The following is a 23,061-nucleotide window of genomic DNA, read 5'->3' on the forward strand; positions in this document are numbered from 1 at the left end:
GCTCTCCCTCCTACAGGCCGCCCGGCGGGTCTGCCGCGAGCGGAATCACCATATTCCATGTCTGCCGCGCATGACGGAAACCTCCCGGACCGTCGGCGGTCGCCGCAAACAGATGCGTCGGCCGGCCGTCCTGGAACAAAAGGAAAGGCCGCTCGAAGCTGCCCATCACCCGCTTCCGTCCGTCATCCCATAAAATTTCCCGCGAATAAGCTTTAGGCGCATCGGCTAACCGCCAATCCGTCCCGTTGTCCGATAAAGCCAAAATGCCGCCGTGCTTCTCGCCGCAAAGATGGCCTTCCATATCTTTGGCGATCATGGCATATCCGTTATCGGTCCGCCAAATGAACGGGTCCTCCACATGCACGTCGGGCGGAAACAACGGCTCCTCGCGGATGACGCGGTAAGGTCCCTCCGGTCCATCCGCCGCCGCCGCGCCAAGCGTCATGTTGCCGTACGCGTGTCCTTCATATTTCCGCGCCTTATAGATCAGGAGCACCGATCCGTCCTCCCTGACGCAAGGCGCCGGGTTCGAAGTCAGGTAGCTGTCGAACTTGCCGGGGCGCACAGGCAAAATCGGGGAATCCCTCCGCTCCCACGGTCCGAACACGCTGTCCGATACGGCCAGGCCTACCCGTTTGTTCGCCCTCGCCGCGATCGCGCGGCAGTCGTCCAGCCCAAGCTCTTCCCCGGGCTTCGCCTCCGCAAACGGATGCGTGGAGCCCATATAGTAGAGAACATATTTGCCGCCGTGCCGGACAATATGAGGATTATGCGTGCTGCGCCCGTCCCAATACTCCGCCCCCCGGGCCGGAAGAACCGTCTCCGCGTATTCATAAGGTCCCTCGGGCGTGTCGGAAACGGCTCTGACGATCTCCGAGCGGAGAAGCCAGCCCGGATGCATCGGCAGCCAGTCGGGCCAACGGGAAGCAAACATATGATATCGCCCGTCCTCGCCGCGTACGACCGAGCCGCACCATACCCACCAGCCATCCATCCGAAAGCCGCCGTTGACCGGCGCAGGCAGCATCCGATCCATCAGCGAAAAATCCATCATGCTCCCTCCCGCCCCTTCAGTCCGTACCGCCCGGCCGCACTCCCATACAGCCATTGCACCCCGCAGTAAAGCGCAAATTCGCGGTCCATCCATCCCTTGGCTACCTGTTCATCCAAAAATCCCGCCAGCAGCCGCTTCACGACATGAATCTTGCCGTACGTCCATTCGATGCAGCGGGCATCGGATACGATCAGCGAGCTTTTGGCGGGGGCCAGCGCTTCGAGCCGATACTGCATGCTTTGCGTATACGTGCTTGCCCGGAAGTTGTACCACCACATCCCGCCGACGTGAACATTCGGGAAATTCCATGCCGCCTGCACGACGTCCAGATTGCTCAGCTCCGCGGCGGTGACCAGTTCAAACGGGATGGAGTATTTTTCAAAAAATCCGTACAGCCGGACGACCCGGAGCGGGTCATTGACCGGCGCCGCGGAAGCGATGCCCCATCTGCGCTCCACGCCGAGAAACAGCTGCAGAAACATGCCGCGGCGCTCCAGCTCCGCGCACGCTTCGTGCAAAAGCATGAACAGCACCTCGTCGGACCGGCTGTCCCTGCCGATCCGGTACGTTTCATGCGCCGACGCCTCAAACTCCGGGAGCGTGGTCATGATGCCGGGGCAGCCCATTTCCTGATATTCGCCCAACTGTTTGCGAACTTGTTCCTTGGCCAGTTCAAACGCTTCTTCCCGCCGATCCGACTGCAATATTTGTCCGACCAGCTTCGGCAGCCAGCCGTCGATCCGCGGAAACAGCAGCGCATCGTGCGCCATGCCTTCGAATGAGGCATGCTGCGGATGATTGACGGCAAAACGGCGTACATGCAGCCGGTCCGCAACGTTCTGCGCCCAGCCGGGATCTTTACGATGTGCCTTGATCCGCGCATCCGCTTCCCGGACCGATGCCGCGTCCGTCAGCTTCACCCCGTACAAGTCCTTCAAGATCGTGGTGAACGCGATGTTCATCAGCGTGTTGCGCGAAACATGGTAGGCGTTCAGGAAAGCTTCGATCCGCTTTTCCTCCGGCAAAGATCCTGCCCCGGGCGGATACCCTGCGCTCTGAAGCTCGCGGTTCAGCCAGAAATAGTCGGCGATTTCCCAAAAGTCTTCCGCGCACAGATGGTCGCCCGCCAGATGGGTATGCGTATCGATGACGTCCATCGCCATGATGTCGTCCAGCAAAGATGCCTCTTTCATCCGGAACCCTCCTTCGGTTGCAGCTTGCGTTTGTATTGTTTTCATTTCGGTTCATCCTTCGCCCATCGCCGGGCCGCGCCCGAAGCACATCACTTTTGCCGGCCCGGAACCCGATGATACGGCCTGAAAATAGGCGGATAACCGGCTCAACTCCGCTTCGCCGACGGCCTGAATGTTGCTGTCAGAACCGTCGCCTCGCCGGCATGAAGCCGCAACGGAATCTCCATCCTCTGCTTGGCAGCCAAAGCCCTCTGTCCGGCAGTATTCCGGAGCGTACAACTCCCCTCAACCGTTTCGGCCCCCTCAGGCAGCTTCACCAAGACGCGCTGATCGGCCGTTGACGATGCCAGCTTTACCTCCAGCCGCCCTTGTTCCCCATCCCAACCGATGTCCACTTCGATGCCGCCGCAGGCCGACAGCCCCTGCACGCGCCCCCTTCGCCACTTCGAAGGCAGCGCCGGAAGAATCTTCAGCAGCCCCGGCTCGGAATACAGCAGCATTTCCTGCACCGCCGCCGTCCAGCCCATGTTCGCATCCAGCTGCACCGGTGCCCAGTCCATGGCGAGGCCGATCCCCATCTGCCGCCAGTCGTTATGGAGCGTATAAAAGTTGTTGATCACCGACGAGCGGCTTAGCAAATCCAGGCATTCCAGCGCCAAATCCCCCTCGCCCAGGCGGGCGTACAAATTCGCCATATGGGCAAGCGACCAGCCGGTCTGCTCTTTGATCCCGACGACCAGCCTTTTCCGGACCGCCGTCCAAAACGCCTCGAACAAAGCAGGGTCCTTCTCCTTCGTCATCTCCTTGCCCGGAAACACCGGATAAAGATGCGACTGATGGCGGTGGTGGTATTCGTCGTCGTATGAAGGATGCATCCATTCCCGGATCGCGCCGTCTTCATTCACCTGGTAATCCGGGATGCGCCGCAGCAGCTCCTTCCAGACGGGAATTTCGCCCGGGTACATGCCTTCCGCCCCGGCCCCCGCCACCAGGCGGCTCAGCACCTCCTTCGCGATGGCAAAATCCATCGTCGCGTTGACCGTCGTCCCTTTCGGTCCGCCCGCCCCGTTGCCGGGTTTGTTCTCCGGCGAATTGGACGGGCAGCTAAGCAGCCTGCCGTCTTCCCCGACGACAAAAAAATCTTCATAAAACAAAGCAACCTCCCTTAAAAACGGGAGCGCCCGGTTTCTAAGAAACTCCCGGTCGCCGGTATAAAGGTAATAATCGTAATAATGCTGGGCGATCCAGCCCGCCGCTCCCGTCCAGTGGACGATATGCGGCGCGAGCGTTTTGACGAGCCCCGAATCCGGAGCCGTCGGCGCCGGGATGAAAATTCCCCTGCAGCCAAAAAGATGCCGGGCATTCAAGCGGAAATCGTCCAGCAGCCGCTCCATATAATCGAACACCGTCAGGAGCAGCTCCGGCATCCGGCCGCTCAGCGCCTGCCAATACATCATCTGCAGGTTTTCATTGGCCATGTTGAACGCCCAAAAGCCCCGGTACTCGCCGCACCATAATCCGTAAAGATGACAGGGGTTGCCGCCTTCGCGGGAGCTTGAAATGAGCAGGTACCTGCCGTACGCCCACATTTTCTCCACCAGTGTCAGCGGCGCTTCGCCTTGATAGGCTTCGAGCAGCAGCTCCTCATTGGAACGATCCCGCCCGCCCGCGGAGAGATCCAGCGATACCCGGTCAAACAGCCCGCGATGCTCGCGGACATGCGCGGCCAGCAGTTCGCGGTAGCCTCTTTGCTCCGCCGCCAGTTCAGCTTTCAGTCTCGCCCACTCCGCTTCCCTGCTGCCGGAAACGAACATGCGGAGCAAAACGAGCACCTTCCCGGCGCCTTCGACCACCGTTTCCGCCCCGTCGGCGGTCAAACTGCCGTCCGCCGGAACGATCCGGGCTACCGCTCCGAATTCGCTGCCGTCGTCGCTGCGGGCCGCGTACCATACATAAGCGCCGTCCGCCCCCGACTCCGCGTCCGTCGGCAGCGGCGCTTCAGGCCGGCCCGGCGGCCGTTTAACATCGGCAGGGTCATGGAGCCCCAGCGATAAACCGACCCTTACGGCCGAAGGCTCTTCCGCGCGCAGCTCCATCACGACCATGTCATCGGGGCGGGATACGAACAGGGCCCGCTCGAAAGCGGCCCCCCTGTCCTGCCAGCGAACGATGATTTCGCCGGTCTGCATATCCAGCTCGCGGGAATAGTGTTTGAATCCTTCGCCTACTTCGCAACGGATCGTCAGATCGCCCAGCGGAAGCGGAACGGCCATCACCGGATCGTATCCAAGGTCCTGAAGCTCCTGAATCAGCATCGGCTCGGCCTCGGCCTCCCGGCCCGCCAGCATCAGCCGGCGCATTTCCGCAAGCCGTTCGCTGACGTCGGGCAGCTCGGGCGTGCGGCTCTGCCACCATAAATCGCCGTGCGTCAGCATGATGGTCTCGTGATGAACGCCTCCGTACACCGCCGCTCCGAGACGGCCGTTTCCGGCCGGAAGCGCTTCGCGCCACCTAGCGCCCCACCAGGAAGACGGGGTAAGGAGCTTCAGCCTCCATGCTTCCGCGGAACCCGTATCCATGCTGTACACCTCTTTCCCCGCTTGCCGCGGATGTTATTGGTTGCGGCTCGATTGATTCAGAATGCCGTCGTTGTTTTTGAAGCGTTCGGTCGCCTCTTTGACAATTTCATTGCCGCCTTTTTGCTTATACTCCTCGATGACCTTCGGCCAATCCGATATCGGCTCTTTGCCGTAAATCATTTTCACCATGTGGTCGATGATCAGCTTCGGCGCCTGGTCGGGACGTTTGGACGCCAAATCCGGGAATTGGCTGAAGGTTTCCAGGTCCGGCACGAAACCGATGCCGCCGATGCCTTCATGGGCCAGCGTTTCGTCCAGCGCCTTCAGCACGTCCGTACCGCCCGGAAGCAGCTCGGTGCGCTCGCGGTTGATCGTTGCGTCGCCCACCCATCTGAGCAAGGAACGGAAGCCTTGTTCGTCATTGCCTTGTTTGTCCGTCGGGAACTTATAATCGATCTTGCCGTCTTTTTCGGTGTAATTTTCCCCCTCGATGCCGAAGCTGAAGAACTTCACGGCCTCCGGCGTCTGCATCCAGTCGAACAGCTTGATGATGCGGATCGCTTTTTCCTTGCTGACCTTGCTGTTGATATACAGGGAGGTGTTGACCGAGCTGTACAGTCCGTAGCCTTTCAAGCCGTTGTCTCCTTCGGGAGACGGGATGATATCGACCTTCGCATCCGGCACGGCCTCCTGGATTTTGGTGCGGAAATCGAGCAGGCCGGCGGCGTTCGCCGTCCAAATGCCCGCGTTCCCCGCCTGGATGTTCTCGGTGTACTGCGGCGCCTGAATGGTGGCAAAGTCCTTCTGGATCAGGCCCTCTTCATACATCGTTTTATAGAAGTTGAGCGCTTTTTCCATGTTCCCGGCATTGAAGAATTTCGGAACGACTTCGCCGTCCTTCTCCATGAACTGGTATCCGAGCGCGTCGTAGGCCCCGAAGCCGATGTCCGCATATTTAAAGTTCTCGCGGGCTTGGTACGGCGCAGGCACGCCCAGCTTTTTGAATGCGCGCAGCACGTTCAGAAGATCGTCCATCGTTTTCGGCACCGGAAGCCCCGTTTTTTCGAGCAGGTCGGTCCGGATAAACGTTGCGCGGCGGGAAGGGTTGCTCAGCCATGTCGGCACGCCGTAGATTTTTCCTTTATAGCTCACTTCGGCCCAGGCTTCCTTCGGAACCGCTTTCATAATATTCGGCGCATACTCCTTGAGCAGGTCGTCGAGCGGCATAAAAACGCCGGCTTCAATGGATCCCGACATCGATTTGTCCGTCGCGCCGCCGACGTTTTGCACCACGTCAGGAATCTCCCCGCCCGCAAACATGATCGACATCTTGGAGTCGAAATCCTTAAGCGGAATCATCCGGATGTCTACGTCGATGTTCGCCCTCTTTTCAAATTCTTTGACCCACTTGTCGTTGTTGATATCCTTTGCGCTTTCTGCGTAACTGTTTCCGCTTGTTGTCAGGGAGATCGAAAATTTGAGCGGCTTGGACTCGTCGGAAGCGTCTGCCGCTTCGGAGCCGCTGCCTTTGCCGCATCCTGCGACGCCAACCGTCAGAAGCGCCGATGCCAAAACCAGGCTAATCCATTTCTTCATTGGCTTTTCCCCTTTCCGTTACTGTAGAGACAGGCATTCATTCCTTGCTGATCTCATGATAAAACGAAAGCCCGGGGCGCACCCATGGGGCGGATTATGCTGGTGGTGTGTTTTTTTAGGATGTGACGGCCGCAGCTGAAGGCAATGGACGGCAAACAAAAAAACAACCGGTCTCCCGGCTGTTCCATTTCTATCGTTCAGAAGGTCACCCCGCCCGCCACGCGTCCCCATCGGACCGGACGGAAGGTAGCCATGTTCCGGCTCCGTCTGCCGCTTCCTTTTCGTGAGCCGCCGCCGTGCGCGGCATGCGCATGATCATTTTCGTGCCGCGCCCCGGGCTGCTTTCCACGCTCAGCCCATAATCCTCCCCGAACACGAGCTGAATGCGCCGGTGCACGTTGGCGATGCCGATGCCGCCGTGAATTTGCCCTTCCCCGCCGCCGTCGGCCAGCCGATTTTCGCGCAGCTTGGCGCGCAGCTCCTCGAGACGCTCCGGCGCCATGCCGCAGCCGTTGTCCTCGACGCTGACCCAGAAGCAGTCCTCCTCTTCGCCCGCATCGATCGCAATCGCATGATGATCCTCGATTCCGCCGCGGAACGCATGCTGAAACACGTTTTCCACGAGCGGCTGCAGCGTCAATCGGACCATTTTCCGCAGCAAAAGCTCGGGCGCGACCCGCAAATCGATCTCGAACGTCCGTCCGATGCGGTGGTTGATGATCACCATAAAATACATGACGTGCTTCAGCTCGTTGGCGACCGTAATTTCCTCCAAATGGGTCCGCACCGAATAATGCAGCATATAGGAAAGCGCCCCGACGATTTCGGAAATTTCCTCCGAGTCCTGAATGACGGCATAACAGACGACCGTTTCCAGCGTGTTGTACAAAAAATGCGGATTGATCTGCAGCTGCAGCGACTGGAATTCCGCCTTCTGCCGCTCGGCCTGCATCTCCTTGTTTTTCAGCTCGGACTGGTAGACGATGTCCACCAGCTCCGACAGCCGATTGACCATCAAATTGTAGCGGATGATCAGCTCCGTAATTTCGTCGTGCCGTTTCGGGAGGGGGATGAATTCCCAGTTCCCTTTTTCGGTCTGGCTCATCCCTTTCATCAGCCTGCGGATCGGATTCGTGATCGCCCCGCCGAAGCGGTTCGCCAGGAACAGCGCGCAAAGGAACGTGATTCCCGCTACGATGAAAATCAGCGTCCGCGTCGTTTCGAGCGGCTTCGTAAGCTGGCTGTCGGGGATGGACACGACCAGGTTCCAGTCCGAGTAGTCGGCCTTGCGGCTGATGTACGCCCGTTTCTCGCCCTCCGCCGAGCTGTGGAACATCGAAGCTCCCGCCCCGGAAATCTGGTTGGCCAAACTGGCGGGAAGCACCTTTCCGGTCATCCCGGGATCGGCATGGTATTGAATCCGTCCCTCATTATCGACGATAAAAAAATAGCTGTCCTTCCCGAGATCGATCCCTTTCCACAGCGTCGACAGCTCCTCGGACTTGACCTCGATGCCGACAAAACCTTTCATCTCCGGGGAACGCAGCCCGCGGATGCGGCGGATCAAGGTCAGCATCGGCGCCCCCTCCCCCTGGATGCTGTGATTGACGATGGTCAGGCGCCCGGACGGGTCCGTATGTTTCTTGAAGTAATCGATTTGTTTGGCCGTATCTTCCGGGCCGAGGAACGGTTCGGTGCCCCCGTTGAAATAATACAGCGCATTGCCGTTGTAGCCGAGGATGTACAGCGCGCTGATCTCCGGATTGCGGATCCAGACCGGCTCCACGATCGAATCGCGGATGTCGGTCAGGTAGCGGTAGTTTTCGTATTCCTCGCGGTCGGACGGCAGATCGATGTACTTTTTGACGTTCAGGTTGGAAAGCAGGGCCACCATCGAGCGCTGGTAGGAAGATAAATACAGGTTGGTATGATGGACGGCGTTATTGACGATCTGCGTCATCTGATTTTCCGCGCTTTGGGACAGCTGCCTCGACGATATCGTGTAAAAGGCGATCCCGACGGTCGAAAGCGACAGCAAAATGACGACCAAAAATCCGATCAACAGCTTAACGCGCAGGCGAAGCTTCATCATCCGCATCACTCGATGCCAAAAGACGACCGATATTCCGAAGGCGACATGCCGACGAAATTTTTGAACGTCTTCGTAAAATGGGGATAATCCTCGTAACCGACCTGAACCGCGATGTCCGTGATGGTCAGCGTCGGGACGGCAAGCAGCTTGCGCGCTTCCTCGATCCGTTTTTTGATGCGGTAATGCACGAAGGTTTCGCCGGTCATCTTTTTGAACAATGCGCTGAAATAGGTCCGCGTCAGGCCCACCCGCTTGGCGACCTCCTCCAGCGTCACCTCTTCCGAAAGATGCAGGTCGATGAACGCCTTCGCCTCCTCGATCGGATCCTTGAATTTGCCTTTGCGCGTCAGCTGCAGCTGGGCATACATTTGCTCAAGCACCGCCCCGAATGCTGCGAGCGTTTCCTTTTTGCTGATGTCCGTGCCGCGGATGTCCAGGCCGATTTGCGGCTGCCATCCCCGCTGGGAGAGCTTTCCCGCGATCATGCGCAGGCAGTCTTCCAGCACGGATTTCATGCCGGGCACATGCAGCCCCGCAAACAATCCCTCCCGCTCGCCTTCTTCGAGCAGCCGGACCATGTCGCTTTTTTGCAGCATCCAGATGCTCTGCTCCAGTTTTTCCGACCATTCCACGTATTTTTGCAGGGGAACGATGTTTTCGTTCATGCCGGCGATGATTTCGCGGAGTGCGTTATGCACGTCCTGCTGGGTCACCGGCTTGAGCAGGTACCGTTTGACGCCGTATTCGATTGCCCGCTGGGCGTACCCGAAATCGTTGTAGCCGGAAATGACCGCGACCTGCACATGCGCGAATTCCCGGTGGATCCGCTCGCACAGCTCCAGGCCGTCCATCCGCTTCATCCTGAGATCGGTCAACACCAGATGCGGCTCCACGCTTTGGATCATTTCCAGGGCGGACTCCCCGTCGTCTGCCGTATATATGGCCGAAAACGACGCGGGATACCGCTGCACCATTTTGACAAGCCCTTTTTGAATGACAGGTTCATCTTCCACAATCAGCACACGCATGGATCCATAACCCCTTTTCTCGCCGGATTTGAAAAGAAAGCTGCGGCGCTATGCGCCTGTCTGTTTCACGACTTTAGCGGCTAGGCAAAACCAGAACGCCCTCCCGGGCATGATAGCGCTGCGTCGCCTCGCGGATAATGGCATCCCCTCCGCGGTCCCTGTATTCCCGAATCACCTTGGGCCAGTCCGATATCGGCTCTTTGCCGTAAATCATCCGGACCATATGGTCGACGATCAGCGGCGGCGGCTGGTTCGGATTGTTCGGCGCAAGCTCGGGATAAATGCCGAACGATTCCAGCTCGGGAACGAAAACGATGTTGCCGAGCCCCTCTTTCGCAAGCGTCGAATCGATCGCATGAATCACGTCGCCGCCGCCGGGAAGCAGCTTCATCCGCTGGCGGTTGATCGTCAAATCATGGGTCAGCCACAGCAGCTCGCGGAAGCCTTGTTCATCCTGCTGCTCCCGGTTTTGCGGGAACCGGTATTTGATGTTTCCGTTTTCGATGGTGTAGGTGTCGCCCGGGATGCCAAAGGAAAAATAACGTTCGGCCTCGTCGGTCAACATCCAGTCGAAAAACCGCACGATGCCGACGGCCTTTTCTTTCGAAACATGCTTATTGATGAAATAGGAGTTGATCACCGAGCTGTAAAGCCCGTAACCTTTCGAACCTTCGGGCCCCATGGGAGACGGAATGATATCCACCTCGGCCTCGGGCACCGATTCCTTTACTTTCGTCCGGAATTCGAGCAGTCCTGCGGCATTCGCCGTCCATATGCCGGACTTGCCGCTATTGATGTTGCGGCTGTATTCGCTGATGCTGACCGTGGCGAAATTTTTCGCGATCAGGCCTTCGTCAAGCATCGTCTTATAGACGGAGAGCGCCTGCATCATGCGTTTTTCGTCGAAAAACTTCGGAACGACCTCGCCGTTTTGAAGCTCGAACTGGTATCCCAGCACGTCATACGCGCCAAAAACGATATCCGCGTATTTGAAATTTTCGCGCATCTGGTATGGATTTTCCACGCCCAGCTTCTTGAAGGCGCGCAGCACGTTCAGAAAATCGTCCACCGTTTTCGGCGCCGGAAGCCCCGTTTTTTTCAGCAAATCGGTACGGATGTACGTGCCCCGCCGCGACGGATTATCCAGCCAGGCCGGAATGCCGTAGATTTTTCCCTGGTAGCTCGTTTCCTGCCACGCTTCCTGCGGAATTCGGGCAAGCAGGCGGGGCGCATACTGATGGAGCAAGTCGTCCAAAGGCATAAACAATCCGGCCTCCACGGTTCCGGCCATGGCCGCGGAGCTTGCCCCGCCGATGGTCTGGATGACGTCCGGAAAATCGTCCCCGGTCAGCAGCACCGGCAGGCGTTTGTCGATATCCTTCAGCGGAAGCATCGTAATTTGCAGATCGGTGTTTGTCAGCGCTTCCAATTGTTTGACCCATTTATCCTGCTGAATGTCGGGCGACTTGGCCGCATATGGATTGGAACCGGTGGACAGAGCGATGGAAAACGATAAAGCCCCCGGAGACGCGCCGCTGCCGGCCGCCTGCCCAGGGGAGGATTCGGAGGTGCCCGGCGAATGGGTCATTCCCGGAAAAGAACAGCCTGCAAGCGTCACAATCATGGTCAGGATCGCATACCACCATTTTTTCATGGCCTCCCCCACTTTCTTCTTCCGGAGTATCGCTGCAGGACGTGACGGGCGCTTTTTCGCGTTGGTGCGGAACACCTCTATATTATCATAATTTCGCAACTATGAAATCGCATTCAATGGCAGGACGTACCGCGTTCTAGGTTTTGATCGACCCGATCAGCATCCCTTTAATGAAATACTTTTGCAGGAACGGATAGACGATGATGATCGGCAGCACCGAAACGATGATCACCGCCATCTGCACCCCCGCCGGAGACACTTCGTTGAAGCCTTCCAGCAGGCTGCCGGCCTGGCCAAGATCGTTGCTCAGCACGATTTCGCGCAGGCGCATTTGCAGCGGGTACAGGGCGCGGTTATTGATGTAATACAGGGCCGTGGAATACGAGTTCCAGTGCGATACGGCGTAAAACAATCCCATCGTCGCCATCACCGGCTTGGACAGGGGCAAAATGACGCTCCACATCGTCCGCAGCTCGCCGGCCCCGTCGATTCTGGCGCTGTCGATCAGCTCGGACGGAAGCCCGACGAAAAAGGACCTCATGATGAACAGGTTATACGCGCTGATCGCCGACGGGATAATGAGCGCCCATAACGTGTTCAGCAGATGCAAATTTTTGATGATGAGATAGTTCGGGATCAGCGGGGCCTGGAAAATCATCGTGACCAGGATGAAGATCAGCACCATTTTTCGCATCGTGTACTCCGGACGGGACAGCGGGTAGGCCAGCGATGCCGTGAGGATCAAGTTGATGGCCGTGCCGCCGACGGTGATGATGACGCTGACCAGGAACGCCCTCCAGATCGAACTGTCCGACAAAATGACCTGATAATTGACCAAGGTCCAATCCACCGGAAACAGCTTCACGAGGCCGGCGTTGATCGCTTTGCTGCTGCTGAACGACTTGGCAAGCACATGGAGCAGCGGAAAAACCATGAGGCAGCCGACGAGCGCCAAAAATATCGAGTTGAACCAGTCGAACCAGCGTCCTTTGATGTTCATTGTCGCATGCTCCTTTCCCTAATAAAGTCCTTCTCCGCTTGCCTTCTTGCTGAGGGCGTTGCCGATCATGATCAGCATCAGGCCGACAAGCGACTTGAACAGGCCGATCGCCGTCGTATAGCTGTACTGCTGGTCGATCAGGCCGACCCGGTAAATGTACGTATCGAGAATGTCGCCCTTTTGCTCGTTCAGCGAATTGACGAAGACGAAAACCCGTTCGAAGCCAAAATCCAGGAAGTTGCCGATATGCAGCAGGAACATGATCGTCACCGTCGGCAAAATCGCCGGGATGGTGATGGATAACGTCTGCCTCCAGCGGTTCGCCCCGTCCATCCGCGCCGCCTCGTACAGCTCGGGGTTCACGCTGGCGAGCGCAGCCAGATACACGATCGTCCCCCAGCCGCTGTCCTTCCAAATCCCCGTGCCCACCAGAATGCTGCGGATGTAGGAATCCTCCCCGAGAAAATAAACCGACTGGAAGCCGAAAAAGTTCAGCACCTGATTGACGATCCCCGTCGTCGGCGACAAAATGCCGATCATGATCCCGCCGATGATGACCCAGGACAGGAAATGGGGCAAATAAACGACCGTCTGCAAAATGCGCTTGTACAGCACCTTTCGCAGCTCGTTGAGCAGCAGCGCGAGGATGATCGGCACCGGAAACGCAAACAGGATGTCGTACAAGCCGATCAGCACCGTATTTTCCAAAATGCGCAGAAATTCCGTGTAGGTGAACATCCGCCTGAACTGGTCCAGACCCACCCACGGGCTGCCGGTGAATCCTTTGAAAATGTTGTAATTTTGAAAAGCCATGACCGAGCCCATCAGCGGCAAATATTTAAACACGATAAAATAAAGAATGCCCGGAATCGTTATCAAATAGAGCGCTTTGTATTTGCGGAAATTGCTCATTTGCCTGGCGAACCGGCTGGGTGTTTTGAGGCTTGCCCGGGGGGCCGTCGGCGCCTGTCCTGACATGTCCATCGCTCCTTTTTCGCTTTTGAACCGGTTTGGAAAGCCGGATGGCTCGCTTGGTAAGACCGGTTCAGGAATGTATTCTGGAAAAGAAAGCGTTATCCAAACCGATCGGCCGAAACTTGCCGTTCTCCCGTTCAATCGGTTCGGTCGGGCCGGCCCACGTTCGGAACGATCCCTTGCCTTCGTGATTATCTTAACGTTCGCGGTCCTTGCGCCGGAATGGGGATTTGTCGGCTGGCTTGTGTTTTATTATTTTCTTTCGGCCGAAGCATGAATGTTACCGCCGGTCCTTTTTGGCTACGAGCATAATGCTTTGCCCTTCGGCAGCCTCGATGAGATAGCGGTATCCCGGCGTTTCGGCGCCGCCGCTTGCTTCGCGCCAATCGGTGTGCGGGTCCTGCACATGGAGCGGCACGGAGGACCACACCCGGCAGGTTCCGCTGCGCTGCGGATGGATGACGGCTTCCACGATCATGCTGTCCTTCCAGCTCAGATCGACGCTGCAGCCGCCTCTGGCACGCAATCCGCGCACCTGTCCCGCGGGCCACTGCGGCGGCAGCGCCGGCAGCAGCCGCAGCTCGCCGGCATGGGATTGCAGCAGCATTTCCGCCACCCCGGCAGCGCCGCCGAAATTGCCGTCAATTTGAAACGGCGGATGACAGTCCAGCATATTCGGGTACGTGGAATGCGACAGCAGCTTCTCCAAATGGCCATGCGCTTCGCCGCCCATCATCAGCCGCGCATAAAAGTTGACGATCCAGGCGCGGCTCCAGCCCGTATGTCCGCCCCCGGACGCCAGCCTGCGGGCCAGCGTCGTCCGGGCCGCTTCCGCCAGCTCCGGGGTTTCAAGCGCGTCGATCAGCTCGCCCGGATGCAGCGCAAACAGCTGCGAGATATGGCGGTGCCCGGGATCGGCTTCTTCGTGGTCGATGCGCCACTCCATGATTTGCCCGTAACGCCCGGCCGACGGTTTCGGTATTCGCTTGATGGCCCGCTCCAGTTCCGCCACGAACTCAGCTTCCCCTTGCGGTACATAGCCGCCGCCAAACTCCGCACCGGAAGCCGTCCGTTCGGCCCGGCCGATCGTTTTCGCCGCCTCCCGGCAAGCTTCAAACAGGGTCAGCGCGATTTGCGAATCCATGGACGGCCCCAGGCATAAGCTGCCGGTTTGGCCGTTCGGGAGCAAAAAGCGGTTCTCCGGCGATACCGACGGGCCGGTGACGAGCATGCCGTCCTCGTCTTCCGTCATGTAATCGAGCAAGAAAAGGGCTGCTTCCTTCATGACCGGAAAAGCGCGCCGCTTCAAAAACGAAACGTCCATTCCGTAGCGGTAATGCTCCCACAGATGGAGGCTGAGCCAAGCGGCGCCCATCGGCCAGACGGTGCAGGTCATCAGGATGCCCTCGGGCCGGGTTTCGCCCCATAGGTTGGTATTGTGATGGGCGACGAACCCGCGGCACCCGTACATGTCGCGGGCGGTGGCTTTCCCGTTGGGCAGCATCCGTTCAATCAGGTCGAACAGCGGCTCATGGCATTCCTGAAGGTTTAAACTTTCGGCGGGCCAATAATTCATCTGCGTATTGATGTTGATCGTATATTTCGACTCCCAGGGCGGAGTAAAGCTGTCGTTCCAAATGCCCTGCAGGTTTGCGGCCAAAGAACCTGGTCGCGAACAGGATAGCAGGAGGTAGCGGCCATACTGCACGTAGAGGGCTATGAAGCCGGGATCGGCGGATGCTTTCGCTTGTTCCGGCGGCTCGCTGCCCGAGGCCTTCTCCGCCTCTTTCAGCCGAAGCAGCCGCTGATCGGTCGGCAGGCATGCCAGTGGATCGCCGCCCGGCGTCAGCGACAGCTGGAACCGGTCGAACCTTTGCCGGTATTCCGTGACATGGCGCTGGAACAGCTCGTCGAATGGCCGTTCCGACGCCCGCTTAAGCTGCTCAAGGCTGGCTGCCTCCGGATCGTCCGCGCGGAAGGACGTCTGCGCGGCCAGCAGCAGCGTCACCGAAGACGCGCCTTCCACGGATACAAAATCCCCGATGTTCCGCACCACTCCCCCTTCATGGACGGCGCGGAACGCGGCGCTGAGACGAACGCCGTCCGCGCCGCATTCCCCGTTCATGACGACCGTGCCTGTGCCGTCTGCAAGGGCCCGGCAGCCGCCGTCGAAGGGACGGCGCATCAAATTGACGGCAAAGGTCAGCGCGCCGGGGCGATCTGCCGTCAGGCGGATGACCAGCACCCCGTCCGGGTCGCTGACGAAATACTGCCGGCGGTAATTGACGCCGTCCGCATGGTAGGATACGTTGACGACGGCACGCTCCAGGTCCAGTTCCCGCTCATAGTCTTCAACCTGAGTGGCGCCATTCAAAGGCTTCAGCATCAAATCGCCAAGCGGCTGATAAGGCTGCTCGTATTTGGGAGAGGCGGTCATCGCCATGCGGGCAAGATGCTCCGCTTCCGCCTGCCTGCCATCACGCAGCAGTCCGCGGATTTCATCCAGATACGGCCGGGCATCCGGGTTAGCCGCCCGCCCGGGCCCGCCATACCACAGTGAATCTTCGTTCAGGCGGATCGTTTCGAGCCCCGTCGAGCCGTACACCATCGCGCCGAGACGCCCGTTGCCGATCGGCAGCGCTTCTTCCCACTTAGCCGCCGGCGCGGCATACCACAGCCGCAGCGGGCGGCCGTGCCTGGCGGTATTGCTTTTGGCTCCAATTCCGTTTCCTCCGTCAAATTTTGCTTGAGCTCCCTCTTTTGCCTCCGGCCCATCCTTCCATTCCCGCTCGTTTGCCGCTCTCACTTTCCCGAAATCCTCCCTTCCAAAGCCAACGTCCTTTCGGCTCCCGCATCAACTGCCTTTGCCCACCTCGAACACGATCGCCCGGATCGGCTCGCTGCCGTCATTCAGCAGGCCGTGCTTCCACCATGGCTTGTTGACGACGATATCCCCCGGACCTACCCGGATTTCGGTCCCGTTCACCGTCATCAGGCCGGTGCCTTCCAGGATGATATAAACCTCTTCATCCTCGCGATGCCCGTGGTACCCAATCGATGTGCCCGGAGGCAGCACCGAATAATACAAAAACTTAAGCGGCGTCTCGAAATCCCCTTCGCCGAACAGCCGGGCGCCTTCCACCATCCCCCGGCCCCCGTGGCTTTGGGACGGCTTCCGTTCAGCCCGCAAAAAATTGCGGATGTCCGCCGGGCCGTATCCCCAGCTTGCCGACGTATCCACCTGCTCCCCCTGCTGGAGTGACAAGCGCGTATAATGGGCAAGCGCCTGGTTTTTTAAATATTCCTTCGCATCGGTTTCGCCGCGACGTTTCTCCGCCAGCGCAGCCAGAAATTCCTGCAAAGCGGTCGGGGCCGAAACATCGCTGAAGTCGTCCCAGCGCTGCATGCCTTCCGGCGTCGTCAGCTCGATCCCGCCATCCTTGAAGATCAGGCTGCCTTTTGTCCCTTCGATCCGCCAATCGCCCGGCCACTGGGTTTCGCGCCCCGCGCTGTGCAGCGAACAGCGAAAGGAGGCCTGGATGCCTGCCTGCAAATCCATCACGATATGAAACACGTGGCGTTTGACGGCATACAGCTTGCCGACCTCCCGTCCCGACAAATGGCGCAGCAAATCGAAATGGTGAATGATCACTTCCTCCAGTTCGTCGTTCGGCTCGAGCGCCACCTTTTGGCGCTTCCGGAAAAACTCGCATTCCAGCGACTGCAGCTCCCCGACCGCGCCTGCCTCGATCAGCCGCTTCAGCTTCCGCAGCGGCGCGAAGGTGCGGTAATTCTCCGCGATCATGAACGGAATCCGCTCCTCCTCCGCTCTTTTTACGATTTCGAGGGCTTTCTCGTAGTTTTCGGCGATCGGCTTTTCGCAAAGCACCGGCAGCTTATAATCGAAAGCCAAATGGTTGATGGCCGTATGCACATGGCGCGGCGTCACATTAATGACGAAGTCGGGTTTTTCCCGCTCGATCGCTTCCTTCGCATCCATATAAAAAGGAACCCCGTCCGCCTGCAGCTGCTCCCGCCTGCTTTCGTCCGGGTCCGAAACAGCCAGCTCCAGTTCTCCGTGCATGCTCCGCACTCTTCGGTACCAGCCGCTTCCGGCTTCGCCCATCCCCACTAAAAGCGCTTTCACAAAACAACCTCCCCTTTCCCGTTTATCCGTCTTTCCTCCATGCTACTACCGGCAGCACTTCTCCTCCATGGCGAGGGTTGCGTACGGCTTGTGTTTTTTTATGAAACGCAAATTAGCCCGGCACCTTGCCGGGCTTTCCGAATTCGTATTCAAGGCAAACCATATAAGCCCCCCGCTTAACCTTGTATTATGTTATTCAAGTTTACGGTGCTGAAACCTTCCATACCCAGCCGCTTCTTGTTTTATCGGATCATACTTTACAAGCACAGGAAAAAAACGGGGCGAGACGATAAATGAATATTTTTAACAATCAGTACAATAAAAAACAGGCCAAAAATCCTCCGAATGCCCACCTTAACTCCTCCTTTGTATAAAAGAGAATTGCCCACAACGGCCCTTTCCTTGTTAGACGCATTTTTCCCGGCATCGGTAATGACGATTTCGAAGTCCCCTGCTTTTTCGCCAAATAAAAAAGCCCCTTGAAATCAAGGGGCAAAGCGTGTCTTCAATATCAACCGGCCTCGCGAATGGTCGGCCGTTCCTTATTTAAACTCCGGCAACCAGCTGCCGTGAGCTTCGATCAGATCGTCGCACAACGCCACGATATCGTCCAGCGACAGCTCGGCGGAGGTGTGCGGATCCAGCATCGCGGCATGGTAGATATGCTCCTTTTTGCCGGTTACGGCCGCTTCGATCGTGAGCAGCTGCGTATTGATGTTGGTACGGTTCAGCGCGGCGAGCTGCGGCGGCAAATCCCCGACGTACGTCGGAGTGATGCCGGAACGGTCGACAAGGCACGGCACTTCGACGCAGGCTTCCTTCGGCAGGTTCGTGATCAGCCCGGTGTTCATGACGTTGCCGCCGATTTTGAACGGCACGTCGGTTTCGATCGCTTCCATGATGTAGGACGCATACTCTTTGGAACGTTTGTGCTCGATGTTTTCGCTGGCGAAAATTTTCTCGCGCATCTCTTTCCAGCCGTTGATCTGGTTGACGCAGCGGCGCGGGTATTCGTCGAGCGGAATGTTGTATTTTTCGATCAATTCGGGATATGCCTTTTTGATGAAATACGGATGGTATTCGGCGTTATGCTCGGAGGATTCCGTCACGTAGTAGCCGAAACGGTTCATGAGTTCGAAACGCACCATGTCGTGATGTTTTTCCTTTTGCTTCTCGGCGGCGCGGCGTTTGATTTCCGGATACAGGTCGACCCCGTCCTTCGACACCTCGAGCAGCCATGCCATATGGTTGATCCCGGCGATTTTCGCCTTCACCCCGGTCGGGTCCATGCCAAGCGATTCGAACAGGTGAGGCACGCACACCTGCACGCTGTGGCAGAGGCCGACGGTTTGGATGCCGCCCACCGTGTTCATGACGTTGGTGAGCACCGCCATCGGATTCGTATAGTTCAGGAACAGCGCGTCCGGGCACACTTCCTGCATGTCCTTCGCAAAATCGAGCATGACCGGGATCGTACGCAGGTTGCGGAAAATGCCGCCGATTCCGACCGTGTCGGCAATCGTTTGGCGCAGGCCGTATTTTTTCGGAATCTCGAAATCCGTGATCGTACATGGATCATAGCCGCCGACCTGGATGGCGTTGATGACGTATTTGGCGCCCTTCAGCGCGGCTTTGCGGTCGGAGTAGGCTTTGATGACGCAGGTGCTGCCAAGCGTGGCTTTGATGCTGTTCAGCAGGCGCTCGGAATCCTGGAGACGCTCCGGATCGATATCGAACAAGGCGAGCTCGAAGCCCTGAAGCGCCGGCGTCGTCATGACGTCGCCAAGCACGTTTTTGACGAAAACGGTACTGCCCGCACCGATGAACGTAATTTTGGACATGGAATGATTCCTCCCTTTCGCGATTCGCTTCAACTTGGTTTTAACTATACCTCTCCGCCCGCGGAAGCGACATGGAGCAAACAAAGCAAAACATGTCATAATCCCATTTTCGTATCCGTTTACAATAGGGAAATATGACGATTCACCTGTTATAATATAGAGTAAGTTCCTTATGAAAAAGGAGGGGATGCCGTTTTATGGCCCGCGTTGACGAATACCTTACCGTACCCGCGATCCAGGGACAAATGGATCTAAATCTGCTTTTTTTTGGCTTTGAGGAATGTTTGCCTGGGCATACATGGGGTCCGGGGCTCCGCGATTCGTATATTTTGCATTACGTCCACAGCGGCTGCGGCGTCTTCCGCACAACCGAGAAGGCATATGAGCTGGAGGCGGGGCAGGGTTTCGTCATTTTCCCGGAAATGCTTGTCCATTACAGCGCAGACGAAGCGGACCCCTGGACGTACTCTTGGATCGGGTTCGCCGGACTGAACGCGAAATCGCTGCTGCAGCGTGCGCAAATTCACGCCGGGCATCCGGTGTTTACCGAGCTTTCCGAAAACAGTCTCGGCAGCTTCTATCATGACCTAAAGGCAGCGGAAGGCGAACGGGGCAGCGATGTCGTCGGCCATAGCATTCTCTACCGGGTCCTTGCCGATCTGATCCGCTGCTCTCCCGAGCCGACCGACGAGCAGAAGCCGCGGCATTCGCGTGAAGGCTATATCCGAAAGGCAATTGAATATATAGAAAGCAGCTACAGCCAAAAAATGTCCGTGCTTGACATCGCCCGTTCGGTCGGCCTCGACCGCACGTATCTGTCCGGATTATTCAAGGAACAGTACGGCGTGTCACTTCAGGCTTTTTTGCTGGAATACCGGATGAAGCGGGCCGCAGTCCTGCTGCGCAATCCCGAGCTTTCCGTCAGCGACGTCTCGCGTTCCGTCGGGTATATCGATCCGTTTTTGTTTTCCAAAATGTTCAAGAAGGTCACCGGCGCCTCCCCGCGGCAGTACCGGGAAACGCGGCTGTAACGCGGACTTCCCCGGTTCATTTTTCAAAATAAAAAGAGCCTTACCGGCCCGAATTCGATTTCGCCAATTTCCCCATAAACGCGGTACGTTTGATGCTTTGCGGAAGGGCATAACTCTGATTTGCCGCCATGTACGCCGAAAGCTTCGCTTTCTTTTCTTGGGGTTGGTTTTTTACCTGAGGTTTGCTTTTTTCCTGGATGCCTTTGATTTGCGGCTTATTCTGCTCGAGCTTGCTGACGTAACGAAGACGCCCTCTCTCAAGGATTTGCTCTGCCTGCTTCGTGTACAACGAGACTTCCAGCCTTGTTCTGGCATCCCTGATTTTTTTCTTCAGCCTGTTGTACTCGTTGATTTCGTCGTTCGTTAACGTGATCTTACCAAGGGTCATGTCAACTTCTCTCCTTTACGGTCTGGGATAGCAAGTTCAAACGTCATTTCATCGGAACCGTCCGTATCAGGAGCGCTGGACGCAATGATCGTCGGCAGCTTATCCTGGGAGGATATTTTTTCTTCGGCCGTCAGCTTGGCTTGTTTCGCGATAAAGCTGCCGCCGCCGAAGCCGGCGATCATCGCCACGTAAATATATTTCGGGAACTCGAGTCCAAGCGGAAGTGCCGAAATCAAGCCTGCGCCAGCCCCCAAAATGATATCCGAAAGAAAGCCGATATGATAATTTTTCCTTCTGGATCCGTCGCTGAGTTCCAGTTCGATGATTTTGGGCAGTATAAGGGATCCGTCGTGGATATACAAACTTGACAAAAGACCGCCGAATGAACCTGACGCTATGATCACCGCGAAATCAGTCCAATGCATGATTGGATTCCCCCATATACCATTCTAATATGTAATGAGAAGCTGATTTGTGATAACGAGATGTGAAAATTGGCTGACATATCAGAAGGCGTCCTTAGTTCTGCTATTTTATGCACGGTTTTGCTTCAACTTGCAAGTTTTCTAGGTTTGTACCCATTTTTTGGATTATTTTACTAAAATCCTTAGAGCTTTCTCTACACCTTATATGATCAAGGGCCTGGTTGCTATGCATAAAAATGCAAAATATCACCGGAAGCGGGACATGTTTATAGATAAAAAAAAAAGCGGCTGCCATCCGCAGCCGCCCTTGTCCGATTCGCTATTCCCTTTTACCAGCCAAAATCAAGCGTATTTCCCGTTTCGGCCACCGTTTTGATGTTGCTCAGAATCATCCACCAATGGCCTTCGGCGTTTTGAAAAGCGGGATGGTTGTCCGACCACTGATCGTTCACGAGCGTTAACTTCGTGCATTTGCCCACCGTGTCCAGCGTAAAGGTCACACGCGAAGTCAGCTCCTCATGATTGGCATGATAAGACGGCCCCGGATGCTCAAGATAACTCAACGTTTGGTTCGGCTCATACGCCAAAATATCCCCGTACACGTGCACCGTTTCATCGCCGTCATTGCCCGGTCCGACGTAAGCAAAAGGCTCCCCGGCTTTAAAGCTGGACTGAAGCACGCAGTTAAAAAACGTTTTTTTCGTTCCTTCCGGCGCCACGAGCAGATCCCACACCTTTTCCGGCTCGGCTCCGATATAAAATTCATATTTCAGGCTGTTCATGCGTTCACGCTCCCTTGGAATTCGTATTCGTTTATTCATTTGCCGCAAAATTCCCCAAACGGAAATTGTATGCTAAACTCATGATACCTTTGATAGAATGCCACGTATTGTAAAAACGCGACAAGAACGCCTGTTCCATAAATATTTTCAGGAGCTGATCGACATGTCTTCCGGTGCAATCAAACCAAGCATGGGAATTCTGAACCCGCAGGGCGGCGAAAAAAGGTTTGCGTTGTCCCGCCACGCCGCTTCGGAAGCGCTGGGCTTTTTCGTTAAACATTACTGGATCATCCGCTGGGATTGCCGGGACGAGGAGCCGTACATGCAGCATGTCGTCCCGAATCCCTGCGTCAATCTGGTCGTCGAGCCCGGTAAGACGCTTATTTATGCCCCGTCTCCCGGCAAATTTTCTTACCCGATCCACGGAAAGGGCGTTGTTTTTGGCATCAAATTCAAGCCCGGCGGTTTTTACCCTTTCCTGCGGCGGCCCGTGTCCAACCTGCTGGATCAGCCGCTTGGGGTACGCGGCATTTTGGGCGCGGACGGAACCGAACTCGAAAAAACGATCCTATCCATGGACTACGACCAGGATATGGTCCGTGCCATGGAAAAGCTGCTGCTGCCCAAACTTCCTCCGCTGGACGACGAGGTGCTGCGGATCAACCGCATCATCGACTTTATCGCGGACGAACGGGAAATTTCCAAGGTAGACCAGGTATGCGAACATTTTCAGATTCATATCCGCAAGCTGCAGCGGCTGTTCGACCAATACGTCGGCATCAGTCCGAAATGGGTCATCCGCCTTTATCGCCTGCAAAACGCCGCCGAAGCGATGGACCGAAGCCTTCCCGTTGATTTGTCCCGGCTCGCCGCGGAGCTTGGATACCATGACCAGCCCCATTTCATTAAAGACTTTAAAGCGGTCGTCGGCTGCACGCCGGAGGAATACCGGAGGTGGTTGCAGGAACAGTAACGTTGGGTTTGAACACGGGGCTTCAGAGCGCCTGCGGGCCCCTGTGTCCTTTTTCCCAAAATCGAAAAATCGTATTTTGATAGCTCCCTTAGCCACCGCGGATACATCACTTGCCGATTTTTCGATGATTTCTTCTGAACCATCCCTTTTCGATTTCCCGGAAGATATCAGCCATATTCAAATGACATTAATTGGTTGACATAAGGCGATTCATAGTTTATTCTTTTGTTGACTGATTTAGTCAATCTAAAACAATGAACAACGAATCTAATCCCAAAATCATAAGAATATGTACGTTCAATT

The 23,061-nt window shown here is 56.8% G+C and carries 18 protein-coding genes; 3 read left to right on the plus strand and 15 right to left on the minus strand.

The features are described from left to right. Positions 1–10 precede the first annotated feature (10 nt). From AC27KL_RS02380 to AC27KL_RS02420, 9 genes are all read right to left on the minus strand, one after another. Positions 11–1,051 carry a glycoside hydrolase family protein gene (locus AC27KL_RS02380; protein ID WP_487168674.1) on the minus strand — a complete coding sequence of 347 codons (1,041 nt, stop codon included), beginning with the start codon at positions 1,049–1,051 and terminating at the stop codon, positions 11–13. After that, a complete protein-coding gene (locus AC27KL_RS02385) occupies positions 1,051–2,247 on the minus strand; it encodes a glucuronate isomerase (protein WP_487168675.1) in 1,197 nt (398 codons plus the stop codon). The genes AC27KL_RS02380 and AC27KL_RS02385 overlap by 1 nt, the downstream gene beginning before the upstream one ends. Before the next feature lie 146 nt (positions 2,248–2,393). Further along, complete coding sequence (locus AC27KL_RS02390) at positions 2,394–4,826, minus strand: glycosyl hydrolase family 95 catalytic domain-containing protein (protein WP_487168676.1); 2,433 nt, start codon at positions 4,824–4,826, stop codon at positions 2,394–2,396. Between the two features lie 33 nt (positions 4,827–4,859). Next, positions 4,860–6,422 carry an extracellular solute-binding protein gene (locus tag AC27KL_RS02395; protein WP_487168677.1) on the minus strand — a complete coding sequence of 521 codons (1,563 nt, stop codon included), beginning with the start codon at positions 6,420–6,422 and terminating at the stop codon, positions 4,860–4,862. A gap of 205 nt (positions 6,423–6,627) precedes the next feature. Then, entirely contained in the window at positions 6,628–8,514 is a 1,887-nt protein-coding gene (locus tag AC27KL_RS02400) for a cache domain-containing sensor histidine kinase (RefSeq protein ID WP_487168678.1), read from the minus strand. Between the two features lie 5 nt (positions 8,515–8,519). Next, positions 8,520–9,542: a response regulator transcription factor gene (locus tag AC27KL_RS02405; protein WP_487168679.1), complete on the minus strand. Its 1,023-nt coding sequence runs from the start codon at positions 9,540–9,542 to the stop codon at positions 8,520–8,522. A 73-nt stretch (positions 9,543–9,615) separates the two neighbouring features. After that, positions 9,616–11,196: an extracellular solute-binding protein gene (locus AC27KL_RS02410; RefSeq protein WP_487168680.1), complete on the minus strand. Its 1,581-nt coding sequence runs from the start codon at positions 11,194–11,196 to the stop codon at positions 9,616–9,618. Between the two features lie 136 nt (positions 11,197–11,332). Beyond that, a complete protein-coding gene (locus AC27KL_RS02415) occupies positions 11,333–12,196 on the minus strand; it encodes a carbohydrate ABC transporter permease (RefSeq protein WP_487168681.1) in 864 nt (287 codons plus the stop codon). Positions 12,197–12,214: 18 nt separating this feature from the next. Next, positions 12,215–13,108 carry an ABC transporter permease gene (locus AC27KL_RS02420; protein WP_339325005.1) on the minus strand — a complete coding sequence of 298 codons (894 nt, stop codon included), beginning with the start codon at positions 13,106–13,108 and terminating at the stop codon, positions 12,215–12,217. Positions 13,109–13,172: 64 nt separating this feature from the next. Between AC27KL_RS02420 and AC27KL_RS02425 the strand changes: the two genes are divergently transcribed. After that, on the plus strand, positions 13,173–13,448 hold the full coding sequence (locus tag AC27KL_RS02425) for a hypothetical protein (protein WP_487168682.1): 276 nt from the start codon (positions 13,173–13,175) through the stop codon (positions 13,446–13,448). Positions 13,449–13,451: 3 nt separating this feature from the next. On the opposite strand, the gene AC27KL_RS02430 is transcribed toward AC27KL_RS02425, so the two are convergent. From AC27KL_RS02430 to melA, 3 genes are all read right to left on the minus strand, one after another. After that, positions 13,452–15,977, minus strand: a complete 2,526-nt coding sequence (locus AC27KL_RS02430; RefSeq protein WP_487168683.1) for a glycoside hydrolase family 95 protein — start codon at positions 15,975–15,977, stop codon at positions 13,452–13,454. A 48-nt stretch (positions 15,978–16,025) separates the two neighbouring features. After that, on the minus strand, positions 16,026–17,318 hold the full coding sequence (locus AC27KL_RS02435) for a cupin domain-containing protein (protein WP_487168684.1): 1,293 nt from the start codon (positions 17,316–17,318) through the stop codon (positions 16,026–16,028). A gap of 542 nt (positions 17,319–17,860) precedes the next feature. After that, positions 17,861–19,159: an alpha-galactosidase gene (gene melA / locus AC27KL_RS02440; RefSeq protein ID WP_487168685.1), complete on the minus strand. Its 1,299-nt coding sequence runs from the start codon at positions 19,157–19,159 to the stop codon at positions 17,861–17,863. A 197-nt stretch (positions 19,160–19,356) separates the two neighbouring features. On the opposite strand from melA, the gene AC27KL_RS02445 reads away from it, so the two are divergent. After that, positions 19,357–20,190, plus strand: coding sequence for an AraC family transcriptional regulator (locus AC27KL_RS02445; RefSeq protein WP_339323023.1), 834 nt, complete (start codon positions 19,357–19,359; stop codon positions 20,188–20,190). A gap of 40 nt (positions 20,191–20,230) precedes the next feature. Here AC27KL_RS02445 and AC27KL_RS02450 read toward each other — a convergent pair whose 3' ends face one another. The 3 genes from AC27KL_RS02450 to AC27KL_RS02460 all read right to left on the minus strand — a co-directional run bounded on the left by AC27KL_RS02450 (position 20,231) and on the right by AC27KL_RS02460 (position 21,785). Further along, positions 20,231–20,578 (minus strand): hypothetical protein, encoded by a 348-nt coding sequence (locus AC27KL_RS02450; protein ID WP_339323022.1) that lies wholly within the window; start codon positions 20,576–20,578, stop codon positions 20,231–20,233. After that, a complete protein-coding gene (locus AC27KL_RS02455; protein WP_036715152.1) occupies positions 20,575–21,003 on the minus strand; it encodes a hypothetical protein in 429 nt (142 codons plus the stop codon). The genes AC27KL_RS02450 and AC27KL_RS02455 overlap by 4 nt, the downstream gene beginning before the upstream one ends. A gap of 329 nt (positions 21,004–21,332) precedes the next feature. Next, positions 21,333–21,785 carry an SRPBCC family protein gene (locus tag AC27KL_RS02460; protein ID WP_487168686.1) on the minus strand — a complete coding sequence of 151 codons (453 nt, stop codon included), beginning with the start codon at positions 21,783–21,785 and terminating at the stop codon, positions 21,333–21,335. Positions 21,786–21,948: 163 nt separating this feature from the next. Here AC27KL_RS02460 and AC27KL_RS02465 point away from each other — a divergent pair, with 163 nt between their 5' ends. Beyond that, on the plus strand, positions 21,949–22,758 hold the full coding sequence (locus tag AC27KL_RS02465; protein ID WP_487168687.1) for an AraC family transcriptional regulator: 810 nt from the start codon (positions 21,949–21,951) through the stop codon (positions 22,756–22,758). Positions 22,759–23,061 lie beyond the last annotated feature (303 nt).

The sequence above is a fragment of the Paenibacillus sp. YAE3 genome (assembly GCF_057546105.1).